Here is a 17,887-nt window from a genome sequence, read left to right as displayed (position 1 = left end):
AGATATTTATAAGGAGGTTGGTTGGCATGGCAGAAAAAATTCTTATGATTGTGACGAACGTCGACCAAATGGACGGAGAACATAAAACGGGGTTATGGTTATCTGAGTTTGTAGAACCTGCTACAGAATTTCAGGAAGCAGGATATGACGTGGTAGCTGCCAGTCCTAACGGGGGTCGGCCTCCCATTGATCCGAACAGCTACAGTAACCGGCTCCCTAAAGTATGGGACGGCGTGATGAAACCGATTGATCACACGATGACTCTGGCGGATGTAGATCCAACAGAATTTGCGGGTATTTTTCTTTGTGGCGGTCACGGAACGATGTATGATTTTCCGGAAAATGAACAGCTGGAGGAACTTCTTCGGCATTTCTTGACAGAGCAGAAAGTGATTGCTTCTGTCTGCCATGGACCGGCAGGGTTTATTGGTGTGAAAGATCATAATGGTCAACAGCTCATTGAAGGAAAGAAAATTACAGGTTTCACAAATGAAGAAGAGGAAGAGACGGGATTAACATCCGTTGTCCCGTTCTCTCTAGAGGATCGTCTGAAAGAAGCAGGGGCGGACTATAAGAAAGATAATCCTTATGAAGACTATGTGGTTGTAGATGCTCCCTTTGTTACAGGACAAAATCCACAATCAAGTTTAAGTACGGCACAAAAAGTGATAGAGGAATTAAAAAAACGCTAAGCCTCGAGGCTTAGCGTTTTTATTTTTAGAATAAGAAATGAGCAATAAGTGTGATAATTGGCAATGTAATAATCGTACGCTCAAGGAAAATGATGAACAGGTCTTTCATGTTCACTGGTACTTTAGAGCCCAATAACAATCCACCAACTTCAGACATATAAATAAGCTGAGTGACTGATAGAGACGCTATAATAAAGCGCGTCATTTCACTTTCAATGGAGGCACCGATAATAGCTGGCAGGAACATATCCGCAAATCCTACAAGAATTGTTTCTGAAGCTTCCTGGGCATAGGGGACCTGCATAAGTTCCAACAGTGGAATAAAAGGCATGCCGATCCAAGTGAAAAACGGTGTGAATTCAGCAATCACTAAGGCAATCGTACCTAAAGCCATTACAATAGGGGCAACGCCCATCCACATATCAAGGATATTCTGCATTCCTTGTTTTATAAATTCTACCGGCCCTGTAGATTTACTCCCTCTTTCTACAGCTTTAGCATAGCCATAAGAAAACACGTTATGATGCTCTGGTATTTCTTCATTTTCATCAGCGGCTTCCTCAGTAACATACGTATCCGCTTTTCTGGATAGAGGCGGGATTCTTGGCATAATTAAAGCAGCGATGAAGCCTGCAAATGCAACGGTGAGGTAGAAAGGAATAAACATATCTCCAAGTCCTACTTCCTTAATAACCACAAGACTGAAGGTAATAGAAACAACAGAGAAGGTTGTCCCGATGACAGCAGCTTCCCGTTTGGTGTAATACCCTTCTTCATATTGCTTACTAGTAAGAAGGACACCAATCGTTCCGTCTCCTAACCATGATGCAAGAGAGTCGATAGAAGACCGACCCGGTAAACGGAAAAGCGGGCGCATAATTTTTGTTAATATAACGCCAAACATCTCCAGCAGTCCATAATTTAAAAGAAGCGGCAGAAATAACCCCGCAAATAAGAAGACAGCAAACAAGACATGAAGTAAGGAATCAAGCAGTAACCCGCCCGTGTTTCCGGATGTGATTGCTTCAGGTCCAATTTGAAAATAAACCATTATAGCAAAGATCATACCTAAAATTCGAGTAACCACCCAGACAGGTGGAACATTAAATAAAGAATGGAAAAAAGGATAATTCCTTAAAGCATTAGGACCACCAATTTTAGCGAGGACTGTACCAACAGCTGTAATTGATATAATAATCGTCATGATCAGGGATAAGTATCCAGCAAGCCATGTTTCTAACCATCCAGCTAAAATGGCAATCGGTATGGTAATGGCTCCATCTTCCCCTGAAATCGGAAACATGAACAAGAATATTCCGATCAAGGATGGAATGATGAAACGTAAATGCGATGATGCTTTGAAATCTGTAGCTTTCATCCAAAATCTCTCCTGACATTGTTTGTTTTATTTATAAACATTAAAGAATAAATATACAACATTACCTATTCTATTATGTTTTCCGACAAAAACCAATAGGAAATTTGTAGAGAAATGGGTTGTATATGTTTACCTCTTTGTACCTGCCGGGAAACTTTAAAATACTAGAATTTTTGTGAGAACGGAGATGATTGGTATGGAGAACTTTCCTACACCTAAGGTTGTCGTCAGCCGGTGTCTGGAATTTGAAGAAGTACGTTATAACGGAGCGGTGATCCCAGATAAAGCTGTGCAGCGTATGCAGAACCATGTAGAGTTTATTCCGGTTTGCCCGGAGGTGGAAATTGGGTTAGGCGTACCTAGAGATGTGATTCGAGTTGTCCGTGGCGAAGAAGAACGGTTGGTCCAGCCTAAAACGGGAGAAGATTTAACAGAGAAAATGAGTGAGTTCTCTGTAGACTTTTTTGATCATCTCCCTGATGTGGATGGCTTCTTGATGAAGAATCGTTCCCCAACATGTGGGGTGCAGGATGTAAAGGTATATCAAAGTGAGGGGAATTCTCAAGTTGTAGGAAAGACTGCCGGCTTCTTTGCAAAAGAAATCATCAGCCGTCATGGCGGACTGGCCATAGAAGAAGAAGGAAGACTGAAGAATTTCACGCTGAGACACCACTTTCTGACCAAACTATTTACATTAGCAGGATTCCGGGAAGTTAAGAGAAAGAATACCACGCACGCCCTTCAGCAGTTTCATGCAGATAATAAGTACTTATTTATGGCCTACCATCCCGGCACATTGAAGAAAATGGGACAGGTCGTCGCTAATCACAACCATAATAATTTCGAGGAAGTAATCCGTTATTACGAACATCTTCTTCATGCTTTAATGCAAAAGCCGGCAAAGGCAAGTGCTCATATAAATGTCTGTCAGCATATTGCCGGGTATTTCAAGAAAGAGTTGACGAAAGCGGAGAAGGAAAGTTTCTCCGACCTGCTTGATCAGTATCGGGACGAAAAAGTACCACTGAGTGCAGTGATTAGTGTATTGAACTGTTGGTCTGCACGGTTTCAAAGCAGCTATCTGATTAAACAGACATACTTTAACCCGTACCCTTCAGATCTTTTGGAAATATCAGACTCAGGAAAAGGGAGAGCCTATTCCTGAGCATTAATCACTGAAATGATTGATAATGCGGTCCACAGGGGGACCATACATTTCTCCGAACATGTTTAAATGGACCAGCAGATAAAACAGCTGGTATAAAGGTTTGGTTTCTTCATAGCTGTCGGGCAGTGGAAAGTTTTCCTGATACGCATCGTAAAATGATTGGGGGAATCCTCCAAAAAGCTCTGTGAAAGCTAACTCAAAAGCGTGATCTCCATATAAAATAGATGGATCAATGAGTACAGGACTGCCCTGCATATCTGTCATCCAGTTTCCACCCCAGAGATCTCCATGCAGCAAAGAGGGCTTGGGATCAGCGGGCAGATAGTGATCTAGCTTCTCTATCACTTGTTCAAGGCCGGTGCGCCGTTTTTTATTTATGGTTCCTTTTGTAATTCCAGCTTCCAACTGTCTCCCCAGCCTGTGATTGCGATAATAGTCAACCCAGGAACGTTCCCATTCATTTGGCTGATCCAATTTCCCAACGAAGGTTTTTGCGCCGTAACCATATTGAGAGGCGCAGTTTTGATGCAGCTGTGCAAGCTGCCTGCCCAGTTTTTCAGGTGAATCAGAAGATCCGGGCTCAATCCATTCCATGACGAGGGCTGCTGTCTCCTTACTACGGGGGATGTCATAATAGTACACATCCGGCACCCGGATGGTACGTGTTTCGCGAATAGCTTCCAACCCATCAGCTTCTACCTGGAAAAAGTGAGAAGGGACGCCTTCGTTTACCTTAATGAAGTACGACTGCTTTTCTGTTTCGACATAGAATGCCTGATTAATGTCTCCCCCTTGGATAGAATTGAACTTCTTGAGAGAGCTCGAATCTTTCACTTTAGTTAAAGCATCACGAATATGGTTTTCCATATGAAGCCTCCTTTTTTATATCAGTGAAGGTGGGAAGAGGATGACACGGGTTTCCAGGATTTTTGAAATGCATAAATGGTGTGAGATTCTGTAAAGCCCAGTTGCTTATAAAGTTCCTCTGCCTGTTTATTTTGAGTGCGGACGGAGATGGTGACGACATCTAAATGGAGGGCGAAAAACGCGTATTGTAATGCGTGATTCATGAGTGTCGTTCCAACACCAGCACTTCTTTTAGATGGAAGAACATTTACAAAGCAAATTTCCCCTTCCTCATCAGGAGAGATGGTCTCAAGATAGAGGTACCCAATTAGTTCCCCATCTTCCATATACCCCCATATATGATTTCCTTCTTTCTGTGCCAAATGAAGCATTTCGTCTGTTGTATAATAAGCTGCCGTTGGATGAAGACGGTGGAGGTTGGAGTAATCTTCCAGGTGAAGATCCACAACCTTTTGACCCTTATCCTTCGTAGGTGTATAGGATGTGTGGTGGACAGCCAGCGTTTTTTCTACATTATATAATTCAAAATCATGATGTTGGGCAAAAGTAACAAGAGCTTCATTCTTTGCGAAGCAGGCCACTTTGACAACATCAAAATGAAGTTGAGCTGTTAACGAAGCTTTCTCCCACAAGCGTTCAATGACTTCCTCTTGATTCTCCAGAGCGAAAGGGCCGAGAAGACGGCACAGCTTTTGTTCGAAGAAAGGTAGAAGTCCCATAAAGCCGATAATCTCATTTCCTTCCCAGGCAACGTAAGCCAGAGGTTCTTTAAATTGCGTCAACGTCCAAATTTGTTCAAAGATCTCATTTTGATCTGAGGCAAGCCAAGCTACGTAATGATGATCCTGTTCATTCATTTGAAACAGCCATTCTGCTACTTTATGTAATTCCCTAACTTCCAACTCACGAATCTGCATCATGTAACCACCCTTTCTTTATAAACAAATTCTTACATAGTTAATATTAAAAGTGCAACCGTTCTGGTAGACACGACAAGCATAAGACGAAGACTTACGTGAGGCGCATTTCCCTCACGAAAGACAGCGGCTTATGACCTCGAGTGTCTGAACGGTGGAACTGGATAATATTAAAAGTGCAACCGTTCTGGTAGACACGACAAGCATAAGACGAAGGCTTACGTGAGGCGCATTTCCCTCACGAAAGACAGCGGCTTATGACCTCGAGTGTCTGAACGGTGGAACTGGATAAAAATAAAAGTGCAACCGTTCTGATAGACACGACAAGCATAAGACGAAGGCTTATGTGAGGCGCATTTCCCTCACGAAAGACAGCGGCTTATGACCTCGAGTGTCTATATAGGATGATTGATGAGCTTTCCGAAGGGGAAAAGTAAGAAATAGCAGGCGGAAGGAGGACGAAGGATGGGGCAGAGATTGAAGTACATATCCATATACAGAATTACCGTAATTGTCTGGATGTCTCTGAAATTCTTAGTGCAGATCTATTGGTTTGGGAAAAGACATAAAATATGGAATCAAGATACGAAGAAAAAATGGGAAGACATGCTGGCTGAGCAGGCAGAGGAATATCGTAAAAAAGCGGTTTCGCTTGGGGGGCTGCTCATTAAGTTCGGTCAGTTTCTCAGCTCGCGAGGCGACCTTCTTCCGAAATCTTTTATTAAAGAATTGGAAGGGCTCGTAGACCGGGTCGAACCGATCCCTTTCTCTTACTCAAAGAAGATAATGGAGCAGGATTGGAATGCTCCTATGGAAGAATATTTGTCCTCTATAGACGAGGCTGCTGTCGCTTCTGCTTCAATTGGTGAAGTTTACAAGGCACAATTAAAAGATGGGACACCGGTTGCTGTCAAGGTCCAGAGGTATAGGGTGAGAGATTCCTTTCGTATGGACTTTAAAGCACTGAAAATTGTGTTCTGGGTGGTTGATCGCTTTACAATCTACGGAAAAAAAGCAGATTTACCAGCTTTGTATCAAGAAGTAGTCCGTGTAATTAGTAATGAGCTTGATTTTACAATGGAATTAGATAATGGAATCCATTTCAAAAAAAGGTTTAAAGACTTCCCGGACGTTTATATTCCAGAGTACTATTCTGATTTATCGACGAAGCGTGTCCTTGTTATGGAATGGATCGAAGGAGCTAAAATAACAGACATATCATTTATAAAGAAGAACGGCATTGATCGTGAAAAAACAGCCCATAGATTGTTCGATTTGTGTGTGGAGCAGTTTTTATATGCAGGTATGTTTCATTCCGACCCTCACCCAGGAAACATCATGTTAAAGGAAGATGGAACGATCGTTATGATTGACTTTGGCATGGTCGGTGAAATAAAGAATGAAGATGCAAATTCGATACGGACGATGATTCAAGGGTTTATTCTCGATGATTATGACCGTGTAATAGAAGCTTTGCAGGAAATGGACTTTCTTTTACCTGATGCTGATACGGAAAAAGTGAAAAAATTGTTAAAGCAGACCACTGATATGTACTTAGAAGGGAACTTTGACAAGCTGGATGCACATATGATGAATGATATGCTTGAAGATGTGCAGCAGTTTGTCAAAGAACAACCGATACAGCTCCCTGCGGATTACGCTTTTCTGGGACGTGCAACTTCCATCATCGTCGGAGTCCTGAGCAGTGTATATCCACAGATTGATTTAATTCAATGGGGGCGGCCGGTCATTAGAGAGTGGGTTTCGGGTAATGATTCCAATTACTCTTTGTATAAAGATGTAATTAAAGAAACGGCAAGACCTCTTCTGTCTTTGCCACGTGCTCTCATTGAGTTTCTTGAGGACGGCGACAAGGAGAGGGAATGGAAGAGTTACCACCAAAAGAATCAGTTGTTTCATCAGTACTACCTTTTTTACACGTTTCTCTCTCTCTTAGTGCTGGCATCGGGGGGAGGGGCACTATTTTACACAATGATTGTCCCTGTCCTGCCAAGTTTGTGGATAGGCAGCAGCCTGGCGGTAGTTGGACTGTTTGGTTTTTTCATTTGCTCTATCAGTCACGTAAGAATGCTCAAACGAATTCATCATAATAGGAGGAATGAAGGATGAGTGATTTATTGAAAAAAGGGTTTCACTTAGGATTGGGTGCAGCTCTGAGCGGTAAGGAGAAGTTTGAAAAAATGGTGGAGGAAATGGTGAAAAGAGGGGAGATCAGCCCATCTCAAGCCAAATCGATGATAAACAACAGGATGAACAATTGGATAACAAAAGGAGAAAGCAAAGACAAGGAATGGAATGAGCAGGCGAAGGCAAAATTTCAGGACCAGATGAAAGAGCTTGGCTTTGTATCAAAAGAAGAATATGAAATATTGGAAGCACGAATTAAAAGGTTAGAAAACCTGCACGGAAAATGACAAATAACCCCGGCCCCTGTTTTATGGGGCCGGGGTTATTTGTGTGTTTTTCAATAATGTTGAAGACGTTTCATTTTTATGGAATGAGGTAATAAGAAATTACTAGGCTGAGATATTATTCTGAAAAAACATTTTTTCAAACGGGAGGTGATGGGTTGAGAAAGATAGTTATGGTCTTAGGGATAATTTTCTTAAGCGGCTGCCAGATGAGGGTGCTGGATCCTAAAAGTGATACAGCTGAAACTTTAACCGATTTAATTTATTTAAGTTTTGGCTTAATGATGCTCGTGCTGATCGTTGTCTTCATTTTATTCTTTCGTTTCTTATCAAAATTTCGTGAAACACCGGAAACTAGAGGAACAATTCCTGCTAATGAGAAGGAAAGTAAATGGCTGGAAATTACATGGACAGTTCTCCCGTTCATCTTACTTGCAATCCTTGCCGTCCCAACCGTTAAAGCTACATATGAATTGACAGCCAAAGTGTCAGGGAACGTTGAGGAAACTCAAGGTGATGTCATGGTCGTGAATGTTGAAGCACAGCAGTATAATTGGAAGTTTGTTTATGAGAATGGAAAAGAATCGTTTGATGAACTGATCCTGCCCGTTGACCAGGAAGTACAGTTTCGACTCACTTCGAATGATGTCATTCATTCGTTCTGGGTACCAAACTTATCGGGGAAAATTGACGTGCTTCCTGGTGAAGAAACCAGACTTTCATTTAAACCGGGAGAAACAGGTGTTTATCAAGGGAAGTGTGCAGAATTTTGTGGTGCAAAACATACACTAATGAGATTTGAAACGAAAGTAGTTGAACAAAGCGCTTTTGATGATTGGCTTAAAAAAGAATAAAAGAGTAAAGAAGGAGGGAGGGAAATGAATGTACCTTTTATAGGGGAAGTACCTTCAGATATTGTTGTATCCTGGATTGTCACAGTTTTATTAGGTATTTTTATTATGTGGTGGATGACTTCCAGAAGAAAGTGGCCTCTCGTGGGAGAGTATGTGACAACAACAGATAATCGTAAAATTGGAACCATGTATATTTTGCTTGCTATGGTTTTCTTTATCCGTGGGGGTATGGATGCTATGTTTATCCGCACGCAGTTAGCTGTTCCAGAAAATGAGTTCTGGGTTTTTCAGTCTCAAAAATACAATGAAGTATTTACAACACATGGGACAGTTATGATCTTTTTTGTTGCGATGCCGCTCCTGATAGGTTTAATGAACATAGCGGTCCCGCTTCAGCTGGGAGCCAATGATCTTGCTTTTCCTTATTTAAATTCGATTAGTTTCTGGCTGTTTGTTGCGGGCGGGGTTATTTTCAACATGGCCTTCTTTTTTAATGCTGCTCCGAATGCAGGCTGGACTTCCTATGCTCCTTTGGCAACAGACACCTATACAACGGGCCCGAATAACAATTACTACATATTTGGTTTGCAGATATCAGGGCTTGGGACTATATTTACAGCGATCAATATGATTGTGACGATTGTCAGACTGCGTGCGCCTGGAATGAAAATGACACGAATGCCTTTATTCTCATGGGCCACCTTAATTACATCTATCCTTATATTAATTGCTTTCCCAGTCTTAACCATTTCGCTCCTCTTACTGACGTTTGACCGCCTGTATGGGACGTCCTTTTTTCTTGGGGAGTATGGAAATCCTGTATACTGGCAGCATTTGTTTTGGATTTTTGGTCATCCTGAGGTTTACATTCTTATTTTACCGGCTTTTGGTATCTTTTCCGACATTATTTCTACTTTCTCCAAGAAAAGAGTATATGGGTATACTTCCATGGTTATCGCCATATGCCTCATTGGTCTTCTAGGCTTTATGGTCTGGGCGCACCATATGTTTACGGTTGGCCTCGGGGCTCTGGCTAATGCGATTTTTGCTATAACCACTATGCTGATTGCTGTGCCCACGGGTATAAAGATATTTAACTGGCTATTTACAATGCGAAGAGGAGTAGTACGGATTACTACGCCCATGTTGTTTTCACTTGGGTTCATTCCAACCTTCGTTATCGGCGGAGTTACCGGCGTTATGTTAGCCGTAGCAGCTGCTGACTATCAATACCACGATTCTTATTTTGTTGTCGCTCACTTTCATTACACAATGATCGGCGGTACCATTTTGGGAGCTTTTGCAGGAATATATTATTGGTATCCGAAAATGACCGGGAAAATGCTGGATGAGAAGTTGGGGAAATGGCATTTTTGGCTCTTTATTATTGGCTTTCACCTCACATTTATGCCTCAGCATTTTGCCGGTTTAAATGGTATGCCTCGTCGGGTGTATACGTATACGTGGGAAGATGGATTATTCCTGTTGAATTTCGTAAGTACAATTGGAGCATTTTTAATGGGGGCAAGTATGCTGTTTGTCGCTTGGAATTTATATAAGACTCATCGATATACAGATAAAGTGGGACCTGACCCATGGGACGGAAGGACGCTTGAATGGACGGTGGATTCTCCACCCTCCGAGCACCCTTTCCATCCAATTCCGAAAGTAGATTCCATTGATGCGTATTGGTATAGCAAATTAGATAAGAAACCTTTGCCTTCTTCCGAAGAGATAAGGCCTTCGCCTATACCGGTTAAGACCATTCAACCTTTGGTATTAGCCGGCATCCTCATATTTATGAGTATAGGTTTTATTTATCAGTGGGTTTGGATGCAGGTGATTGGCGGATCTTTAGCCTTAGGTTTCTTCATTCTCAGATCCCTTACGGATGAGAGGGAAAAAACCTATCGGGAGGAGGAGGAATCATGAAGGAGAACACAGCTTATCTGTTTGAAGATAAACGACTGGGGTTCTTTTTATATTTAGTTGTAGAGGCGATTATGTTTGCTACACTGTTTGCTACGTATATCATTTACACACCAGCTTCAAGAGGTGCGGACCCTTCGGAAGTTTATGAGCTGCGTACAGTCGTTCTGACTTCCATCTTCCTTCTTTCAAGCAGCGGGACGCTTCTCATTGCAGAGCGGGGACTGAAAAATTGGAGCCGGATGAAAATATGGATTGGCCTTGGTGCGACTTTCCTTCTTGGGGGCGCGTTTATGGTATTGGAAGTCCATGAATTCTATAAATATTGGAGTGAAGGATACACTCTTTCGATGAACAATTTCCTGTCTTCTTTTTATGTGTTGGTAGGTCTTCATGCATCGCATGTGGCTTTTGGTCTGGCGTGGATGATCCTGCTTATGTTTCAGTTTACAAAGCAGCTTCCTAGAGCTTTGTTTATAGAGAAACATAAGATCTTTAACTATTATTGGCATTTTGTTGATGTTATATGGGTGCTGATTATATGTATCGTTTATGCCCCCTATTTATTTTAAGCTTTATAAGAAAGAGGACAGTCTATTCGTTGACTGTCCTCTTCTTGGTTCCAGCGAGCTTATAGAATATAACCATGACAGCAAAAAGGGAAAACGCGGTCATAACCAGAGTAGCGGTATACGCGATGCCATTTCCCATCCAATCCAACGGTGTGCCGGGAATGGGGGGGCCTTCAAGATATAAGTAATTCGTTCCCGTATACTGATTGAATAAATGGATAAGAATACTATAAATCCCCAGGTACAGAAATGTTTCAAGGAAGTCACGCCATTTAATTTTCACCGTCGTTGAGACAATTAAAAACAGACCCGTCCATGAGATCGCCATATGGTGAACAAAGAATTTCCAAAATCGGAAATGCTGGAAATCATGAGGGATGTCCGGTGTGATAAGAGCAATGGCGGCCGGCAGTATACCAATGAAATAGGTGATCTTAATAAGCTTTGGATGATAGGTGAGCAGCGCGAAGACGCCTACTAAGGAAGCTATGCCGCATAAATGAAGAGGTAAATGACTGCCTTCCATCCAGTATCCGTGCAGGATTGTCCACACTTGATAGCTGACTTCTGACAAAATAAGCAGGCTGAGGAAAATCACGCGTAACAGGGTATGGAAGCGGGTGGACCTCTTTCTAACAGCCGGGGTAGAGAGAATAAACACTGAAACAATGACATAAATGGCGAGCATGACAAGGTGGCTTGCGCCAAAGGTGGTAAACGATTCATCAATACGTGCACTAAACCATGTATCCATAAGGTCCTCCTCGAGACAGTGGGTCAACTATGCTATGATTCTACCATACTATTTTATGAAGGTAGAGGATGGTCATGAACAAAGTCAACTGTTTTCGCTGCCAGCATTTTCGTACCACTTGGAATCCGGCTTTCCCAAGAGCGTGTGACGCTTATGGCTTTAAAACGAAAGAACTCCCTTCATCATACGTTTTGAAATCTTCAGGATCAGAATGTATGCAGTTTAAGGAAAAGAAGAGGGGAAAAAGGATTTCATCTCCTGTAAACACTTCCAATATTGATTATCGATTGTAAATTAAATGAAATTTCAGATTATGTATGGACACCTGCTCATTCTATGGTATGCTGATGAATATTTCATTGAACCAAAAAGAAGAGTCGGTTCAATAATTACATGAGTGAGAGGAGTTGAGTGTAGGATGGCAAGAGAAAAATGGGGTACAAAATTAGGCTTTATGCTGGCCGCTATGGGTTCTGCTGTCGGCCTGGGTAATATATGGAGATTCTCTTTTGTTGCAGGGAACAATGGTGGAGGAGCCTTTTTACTTTTGTATCTGCTTTTTGTTCTATTAATCGGTGTACCTTTATTATTGGCAGAAGTCAGTATAGGTAGAAAAGCGGAAAGTGATGTCATTGGATCTTTCCAGAAGTTAGCGCCTAAAACCCCTTGGTATCTAACTGGATTCTTCGGAATAGGAAGTGCATTCTTAATTTTAAGTTTTTATGCTGTCGTAGCCGGATGGGCGATCTTTTATTTCTGGAATTATTTAAATGGATCATTCTTTACATCGCCTGCATCTGGGTATGAAGGGGCCTTTGGTCAATTTATTACACATACGTGGCATCCGATTGCGTGGACAGCGCTATTTATGATTCTAACGATTGTTATTGTGTTAAGTGGAGTGAAAAAAGGAATTGAGGGTGCGAACAAAATCTTCATGCCGTTACTGGCTGTCATTTTAATCGGTCTGGCCTTTTTCAGTCTTTCTTTAGAAGGTGCATCAGAAGGAGTTAAATTCTTATTCCGCCCGGATTGGACAGCCTTAAGTGATCCGTCTATTTATATTGCGGCATTAGGACAGGCTTTCTTCTCCTTAAGTCTTGGAATGGGAGCTATGCTGACATATGGAAGCTATTTAAAGAAAGAAAACAAGCTGCCTAGTGCGACGCTGGGGATTGGGCTGATGGACACATTTTTTGCTGTCATCTCAGGGCTTGTTATCTTCCCGGCTGTCTTTGCTTTTGGTATAGATCCAAGTTCTGGTCCGCCGCTTGTTTTTATTACACTTCCAAGTATATTTGAGCAAATGCCTTTTGGAGGCATTGTTGGTCTGGTGTTCTTCTTTGCCTTAGTGTTGGCTTCCTTATCTTCTTCTGTATCTATTCTTGAAGTGCCGACCGCTTATTTCATGAGGGTGCTGGGCTGGTCACGCTTTGCAACTAGTGTAATCATGGGGAGCATTATGTTCGTCATGGGCATCAGTGTTTCCTTAGGTTTTGGAATCTGGTCCGGCGTAACTCCAATTGGAGATCTTAATATTCTCGATTCGATGGACTATATTGCATCGAATATTCTTCTCCCCCTTGGCGGCCTTTCGATGGCCTTGTTAGTAGGCTGGTACTTTAAAAAATCAGAAGCTCTGGAAGCGACCGATTTAACTGGTTCCTTTATTGGTCAAATATGGTATCCCATTGTTAAATATTTAGCTCCGTTTTTGATCGTATTAATCTTCTTAAATAAAATCGGTGTTATTTAAATGCGACCTCCGGCAGCAGCCGGGGGTTTTTTAACATTCTTTGGAACTGTCTCTAAGCGAAGGACAGAACGATGGCGGGCATGTTAAACTACGACAGAGTACCATTTTAAGAAAAAGGAGTTTAGAGATCATGGCGATCACAAATCAAACGGTCCTAAAGAAAATGTCGAGTGAGATACAGGAGGCCATGCTTCAACACGGGAATGAACAAAAAGTCCGGGAACATGTGCGTTCAGTTAAACTTTTAGCAGATCTCCTATTGGATGAGGGGACAGGGAACCATCAGCCTGAGTCTTCTGTTCAAGAGCCCACGGTAGATGAAATACGTAAAATGATGGGTGCGGATAAGCAGCCGCCTAAACAGAGTCAGCCACAAACAAAAATTGATCATGAAGAAGCCAATGGTTCTTCCATCTTCGATTTTTAAAGAGAAGGGGAATGTAAATGAAAATATTTTTAATTCTAGCTGTACTAAATGGTTTTTTGTCTGTAGCATTAGGAGCCTTTGGTGCTCACGGGCTTGAAGGAAAAGTTTCACAAAAAGGACTGGAACAGTGGGGGAAAGCAGTTGATTATCAAATGTTCCATACGGCTGCCCTCTTTGTAACCGCCCTTCTTATGGATAAGGTACAGACGGGCTTAATGACGGGAGCGGGCTGGTTCTTCCTGGCTGGGATTCTTTTGTTTTCCGGGAGCCTTTATATATATGCTCCAACCGGAATTAAGACATTTGCTATGATCACACCAATAGGTGGATTGTCATTTCTAATTGGCTGGGTTCTTCTTGGATATGCTGTAATTAAGCATATTTAATATTATTAACTTGTTCGTTGTTCCGCTTTTCATTATTTATATCCCAGCAAATGAATATTGCTGTACCCATGGGTTGAAGGATCTTTGTCATGTGTAGTTATCCATGACAAAGATCCTTTCTGCTTTTATGGTGCGTATGTTCCTGCTGGAACCATCCGGGATGAAAGGCAGGTGTTGGTGAAGAAGGTATGCCTTGGGAAGATGGATGTATTGGGTTTAGAAACCATTAAAAGTAGAGAATGGTTGTAAAAAACAAAACGATAATGGCTCTCAGCAGTTGAATGACTCCATTGATCTGCTGATGTTTTTTCATTTCCAGAAGGCCTTCCAAAACGAAACTTGCAGCTAACATATAAAACATTAAAAGGATAATCCATTGATGGTCCAATTGAAACAATCCAACAACAGCCAGAACAATAGCTAACAGCAGTGTTACGAGCTGGCCTTTCTGATAATTCTCATAGGGAGGTCGCATCTGCTCACTCTTTTCTATTCATAGTGAAAAACTCGCTACCGAAATAGCGAGTTTTTTCTTATGGACGGGACTGATAATTGGCCATACCTTGGTTCGTGCCATATGGATAGTTGTAATTGATTTCCTCATCAAAAGTAATGTAATCCAGGTAAACCATGAGCAATAAGTATCTTTTTCCGGTTTGAGGGTCGCTTAGTATAATGTGATCCCTGCCGGCAGCTTCTACGATTCCTTTAAATACCTTGGCATTCCATTGGTCATTGTTCTCAAACGTCATATAAACCGTGGCAGGTTTGCCTGAGTTTAACCTGAGTATATTCTCTATATATGATTCCTCTGAAGGGAGCATGTTCGGAGGGTTCACACCGCCCTTGCCCTGACCCTGCGGCATCTGCGGTACCTGCATTCCTCCTTGCTGCTGCCCTTGAGGTGGCTGCATGCCCTGATTTGAATAGGGGGCATTTGGATAGTAATACATATACGGATTCTGTCCATAATATGGAGAAGAAGATTGACCATACATTGGCTGGTTTTGGCCTCCCGTTTGTGGTTTCTTTTGTGCCAACTGAATCACTCCTTATGGGTATTTAATAAACGCTCGGACAGTCAGAACGAGTAGGGGAATAGAAACAGTGAGACTTGAATCTACCTGTATTCCACTGCCCAAACCACTGGGCTGGACAATCTCCCGAAGGTTTGAAGAACCAGAGGGAATTTGTAGCGGGGTGATACCGCTTTCCGTTAATGGTCTTCCTTGCTAATCTCATGTCCTTTTCTCGTGCACGTTGATAAAAATAGCCTTTTTGTGTGGCTTCAAACCCCCCTGGACTCTGATAAACCATGTCGCGAATTGTATTAATATCTGTAAAATCAATACAATCCCCGCGGACACGATTTACGCCTGTATTGCCGACCATAAGCATGCCTAACTTACCTTCCCCCTCAGCTTCCGCCCTCATTAGTCTTGCTAATAATTTTACATCTGCCTGTGTGAAGGGAATAACAGCCATGCTTCCACCTCGCTTTAATAAAGGCATGATTGCATGTTCTCTAACACTATATGTACGGACCCTTGGAAGATATGATTAAAAATCTATACAAGGAGTTTATGAAAAACGACCTCCTTTACTAAAGGAGGTCGCTTTGTTTTACTACTATGTGATGAAGCGGCTGATAACTGCCCAGCTGCTGCCTGGTCTTATACCTGCAAAAATTGTTCAACGGCTTCTGGTTTAAGAATGTTTCCAATGTAGAAGGAACCAAAATCCCCGTAACGGGAAGTTACTTCGTCAAAACGCATCTCATATACCAGCTTTTTAAACTGAAGGACATCATGAGCAAATAAAGTCACGCCCCATTCCCAATCATCCAGGCCGATAGAGCCGGTGATAATCTGACGGATTTTACCTGCATATTGGCGTCCTGTCATGCCGTGGGCATACATAAGCTTGGCACGCTCATCTTTTTCGAGCACATACCAGTTGTCGTTACCCTGCCTGCGCTTGTCCATTGGATAGAAACAGATATGGTTCCACTTAGGGAGAGTGGGGCGCAGACGCGCTTGAATTTCAGGATCTTCTTCATTGGCACTCCCCATATAGTTGGAAAGTTCAACTACAGAGACATAAGAATAAGCCGGCTTTGTAAACTCAGCTAATTTTGTTTTATTGAATGCTGTTTCAATCTCATTTAATTCTTCCATAGTAGGACGCAGGATCATCATCATAAAATCCGCTTTTTGTCCGACAATGGTGTATAAGGCGTGGCTGCCTTCTTTGTTTTGTTCGGCTGCCTCCCATTTTCCAATCAACTCATGGAATTCATGGATCGCTTGTTCACGGTCTTCGGTAGAGGCATATTTCCAAGATGTCCAATCAATAGAACGGAAATCATGTAAACAATACCATCCGTCCATTGTAACTACTGCTTCTGGCATGGGATTGATCGCTCCTTTAGCATTGAAATGTTAAATAGAAAATAACCATTCTAAATATAACACATATAGTTTCCCGGCGATAATGAAGCGCAGGAAGGGAGAGCCTCGTTCACCTTCTTATAGGTTTGCATTCAGTCAGGAGCATTCCAGTAAATAAGACAGCCTCAAGTAAAGGGTCATCTTAAATAAGTATGATCTATACCAAAACAGGGAAAAGTTATAGAATGAAATCGCTTCAAGAAGATTTTTTAATACGAACCACTTTCAATTAAACACAAAAGACCTTATCATATATAACAGAAATGAAAAATGGAGGGTTAAACATGAGTAACCTATTTGATACATTGAAAGCTAAAATTGAAGGAAAAGCTAAGAAAGTCGTATTCCCAGAAGCTATGGATGAGCGAATTCTTACAGCTGTAAGTCAATTAGGTGCCGAGGGTATGTTAACACCTGTACTAGTCGGTAATAAAGAAAAAGTAGAACAGAAAGCATCGGATATTGGCGTGGATATTTCTGGATCTGAGATCTTGGATCCTGCTGATTATGCTGAGTTTGATGAAATGGTTGCAAGCTTTGTAGAACGTCGAAAAGGAAAAGCCACAGAAGAAAAGGCTCGTGAAATTCTTCAAGGCGGAAACTATTTTGGTACGATGCTTGTTTATATGGGCAAAGCAGATGGCCTTGTAAGTGGTGCGGTGCATTCTACGGCAGACACTGTACGCCCGGCCCTTCAGATTATTAAAACAAAACCTGGTATCAAAAAGACATCCGGCGTCTTCATTATGGTTCGTGATGAAGAGAAATATCTATTTGCTGATTGCGCAATTAATATTAATCCAGACAGTCAGGACTTAGCTGAAATCGCGTTGGCCAGCGCTGAGACGGCAAGCTTGTTCGATGTGGATCCGAAAGTAGCTATGCTCAGCTTTTCTACTAAGGGATCTGCACAATCTCCGGAAACAGAAAAAGTCTCAGGCGCACTTGAGATTGCGAAAGAGAAAAATCCAGACCTTGTAATTGATGGTGAATTCCAATTCGATGCCGCGTTCGTTCCATCTGTGGCTGAGAAGAAAGCTCCGGATTCTCCTTTAAAAGGACAAGCCAACACATTTGTCTTCCCAAGTCTTGAAGCGGGTAATATCGGATACAAAATTGCTCAGCGTCTAGGTAATTTCGATGCTGTCGGTCCTGTCTTGCAGGGATTAAATCAGCCGGTGAATGACCTTTCACGTGGTTGTAACTCGGATGATGTATATAAACTTGCGATTATCACGGCTGCACAATCTCTATAATAAGTAACAAAAAGCTCGCAGGACAGTGTCCTGCGAGCTTTTTTCAGCT

Annotated in this window: 19 protein-coding genes; 11 read left to right on the top strand and 8 right to left on the bottom strand. The window is 42.0% G+C overall.

Annotation, left to right across the window (positions count from 1 at the left end):
* Positions 1 to 26 precede the first annotated feature (26 nt).
* Positions 27 to 692, top strand: coding sequence for a type 1 glutamine amidotransferase domain-containing protein (locus LC036_RS09685; RefSeq protein WP_226581550.1), 666 nt, complete (start codon positions 27 to 29; stop codon positions 690 to 692).
* A 25-nt stretch (positions 693 to 717) separates the two neighbouring features.
* Here the strand turns inward: LC036_RS09685 and LC036_RS09680 are convergent, their stop codons facing one another.
* Positions 718 to 2,070, bottom strand: coding sequence for a YjiH family protein (locus tag LC036_RS09680; protein WP_226581548.1), 1,353 nt, complete (start codon positions 2,068 to 2,070; stop codon positions 718 to 720).
* A gap of 196 nt (positions 2,071 to 2,266) precedes the next feature.
* On the opposite strand from LC036_RS09680, the gene LC036_RS09675 reads away from it, so the two are divergent.
* Positions 2,267 to 3,235, top strand: coding sequence for a YbgA family protein (locus tag LC036_RS09675; protein ID WP_226581546.1), 969 nt, complete (start codon positions 2,267 to 2,269; stop codon positions 3,233 to 3,235).
* Between the two features lie 3 nt (positions 3,236 to 3,238).
* Here the strand turns inward: LC036_RS09675 and LC036_RS09670 are convergent, their stop codons facing one another.
* On the bottom strand, positions 3,239 to 4,105 hold the full coding sequence (locus LC036_RS09670; RefSeq protein ID WP_226581544.1) for a fructosamine kinase family protein: 867 nt from the start codon (positions 4,103 to 4,105) through the stop codon (positions 3,239 to 3,241).
* A gap of 20 nt (positions 4,106 to 4,125) precedes the next feature.
* Entirely contained in the window at positions 4,126 to 5,022 is an 897-nt protein-coding gene (locus tag LC036_RS09665) for a GNAT family N-acetyltransferase (RefSeq protein WP_226581542.1), read from the bottom strand.
* A 465-nt stretch (positions 5,023 to 5,487) separates the two neighbouring features.
* On the opposite strand from LC036_RS09665, the gene LC036_RS09660 reads away from it, so the two are divergent.
* The 5 genes from LC036_RS09660 to LC036_RS09640 all read left to right on the top strand — a co-directional run bounded on the left by LC036_RS09660 (position 5,488) and on the right by LC036_RS09640 (position 10,809).
* Complete coding sequence (locus tag LC036_RS09660) at positions 5,488 to 7,152, top strand: ABC1 kinase family protein (protein WP_226581540.1); 1,665 nt, start codon at positions 5,488 to 5,490, stop codon at positions 7,150 to 7,152.
* Positions 7,149 to 7,457, top strand: a complete 309-nt coding sequence (locus tag LC036_RS09655; RefSeq protein WP_226581538.1) for a phasin family protein — start codon at positions 7,149 to 7,151, stop codon at positions 7,455 to 7,457. Before LC036_RS09660 ends, LC036_RS09655 begins: the two co-directional genes overlap by 4 nt.
* Positions 7,458 to 7,612: 155 nt before the next feature.
* Positions 7,613 to 8,308, top strand: a complete 696-nt coding sequence (coxB, locus tag LC036_RS09650) for a cytochrome c oxidase subunit II (RefSeq protein ID WP_226581536.1) — start codon at positions 7,613 to 7,615, stop codon at positions 8,306 to 8,308.
* Between the two features lie 24 nt (positions 8,309 to 8,332).
* Positions 8,333 to 10,240 carry a cytochrome c oxidase subunit I gene (ctaD, locus tag LC036_RS09645; RefSeq protein ID WP_226581535.1) on the top strand — a complete coding sequence of 636 codons (1,908 nt, stop codon included), beginning with the start codon at positions 8,333 to 8,335 and terminating at the stop codon, positions 10,238 to 10,240.
* Complete coding sequence (locus LC036_RS09640; protein ID WP_226581533.1) at positions 10,237 to 10,809, top strand: heme-copper oxidase subunit III; 573 nt, start codon at positions 10,237 to 10,239, stop codon at positions 10,807 to 10,809. The genes ctaD and LC036_RS09640 overlap by 4 nt, the downstream gene beginning before the upstream one ends.
* 22 nt (positions 10,810 to 10,831) lie before the next feature.
* On the opposite strand, the gene LC036_RS09635 is transcribed toward LC036_RS09640, so the two are convergent.
* A complete protein-coding gene (locus LC036_RS09635) occupies positions 10,832 to 11,563 on the bottom strand; it encodes a TIGR02206 family membrane protein (RefSeq protein ID WP_226581531.1) in 732 nt (243 codons plus the stop codon).
* A 418-nt stretch (positions 11,564 to 11,981) separates the two neighbouring features.
* On the opposite strand from LC036_RS09635, the gene LC036_RS09625 reads away from it, so the two are divergent.
* The 3 genes from LC036_RS09625 (at position 11,982) to LC036_RS09615 (ending at position 14,132) form a co-directional block, all read left to right on the top strand.
* On the top strand, positions 11,982 to 13,319 hold the full coding sequence (locus tag LC036_RS09625; RefSeq protein ID WP_226581526.1) for a sodium-dependent transporter: 1,338 nt from the start codon (positions 11,982 to 11,984) through the stop codon (positions 13,317 to 13,319).
* A gap of 130 nt (positions 13,320 to 13,449) precedes the next feature.
* The gene (locus LC036_RS09620; protein WP_226581524.1) at positions 13,450 to 13,746 is read left to right on the top strand and encodes a YwdI family protein; all 297 of its coding nucleotides are present in this window, start codon (positions 13,450 to 13,452) and stop codon (positions 13,744 to 13,746) included.
* A gap of 17 nt (positions 13,747 to 13,763) precedes the next feature.
* Entirely contained in the window at positions 13,764 to 14,132 is a 369-nt protein-coding gene (locus tag LC036_RS09615; protein WP_226581522.1) for a DUF423 domain-containing protein, read from the top strand.
* A gap of 226 nt (positions 14,133 to 14,358) precedes the next feature.
* Here LC036_RS09615 and LC036_RS09610 read toward each other — a convergent pair whose 3' ends face one another.
* From LC036_RS09610 to hemQ, 4 genes are all read right to left on the bottom strand, one after another.
* A complete protein-coding gene (locus tag LC036_RS09610) occupies positions 14,359 to 14,607 on the bottom strand; it encodes a hypothetical protein (RefSeq protein WP_226581520.1) in 249 nt (82 codons plus the stop codon).
* Positions 14,608 to 14,665: 58 nt separating this feature from the next.
* Positions 14,666 to 15,130: a spore coat protein GerQ gene (gerQ, locus tag LC036_RS09605; RefSeq protein ID WP_413229882.1), complete on the bottom strand. Its 465-nt coding sequence runs from the start codon at positions 15,128 to 15,130 to the stop codon at positions 14,666 to 14,668.
* Positions 15,131 to 15,194: 64 nt separating this feature from the next.
* The gene (locus LC036_RS09600; RefSeq protein ID WP_226582501.1) at positions 15,195 to 15,617 is read right to left on the bottom strand and encodes a cell wall hydrolase; all 423 of its coding nucleotides are present in this window, start codon (positions 15,615 to 15,617) and stop codon (positions 15,195 to 15,197) included.
* 188 nt (positions 15,618 to 15,805) lie between these two features.
* Entirely contained in the window at positions 15,806 to 16,543 is a 738-nt protein-coding gene (hemQ, locus tag LC036_RS09595) for a hydrogen peroxide-dependent heme synthase (RefSeq protein WP_226581516.1), read from the bottom strand.
* Between the two features lie 323 nt (positions 16,544 to 16,866).
* Between hemQ and pta the strand changes: the two genes are divergently transcribed.
* Positions 16,867 to 17,838, top strand: a complete 972-nt coding sequence (gene pta / locus LC036_RS09590) for a phosphate acetyltransferase (RefSeq protein ID WP_226581514.1) — start codon at positions 16,867 to 16,869, stop codon at positions 17,836 to 17,838.
* Positions 17,839 to 17,887: the final 49 nt, after the last annotated feature.

Source organism: Halobacillus litoralis (genome assembly GCF_020524025.1).
Taxonomy (GTDB): domain Bacteria; phylum Bacillota; class Bacilli; order Bacillales; family Halobacillaceae; genus Halobacillus; species Halobacillus litoralis_D.
This window is presented reverse-complemented; position numbering and strand designations above follow the sequence as displayed.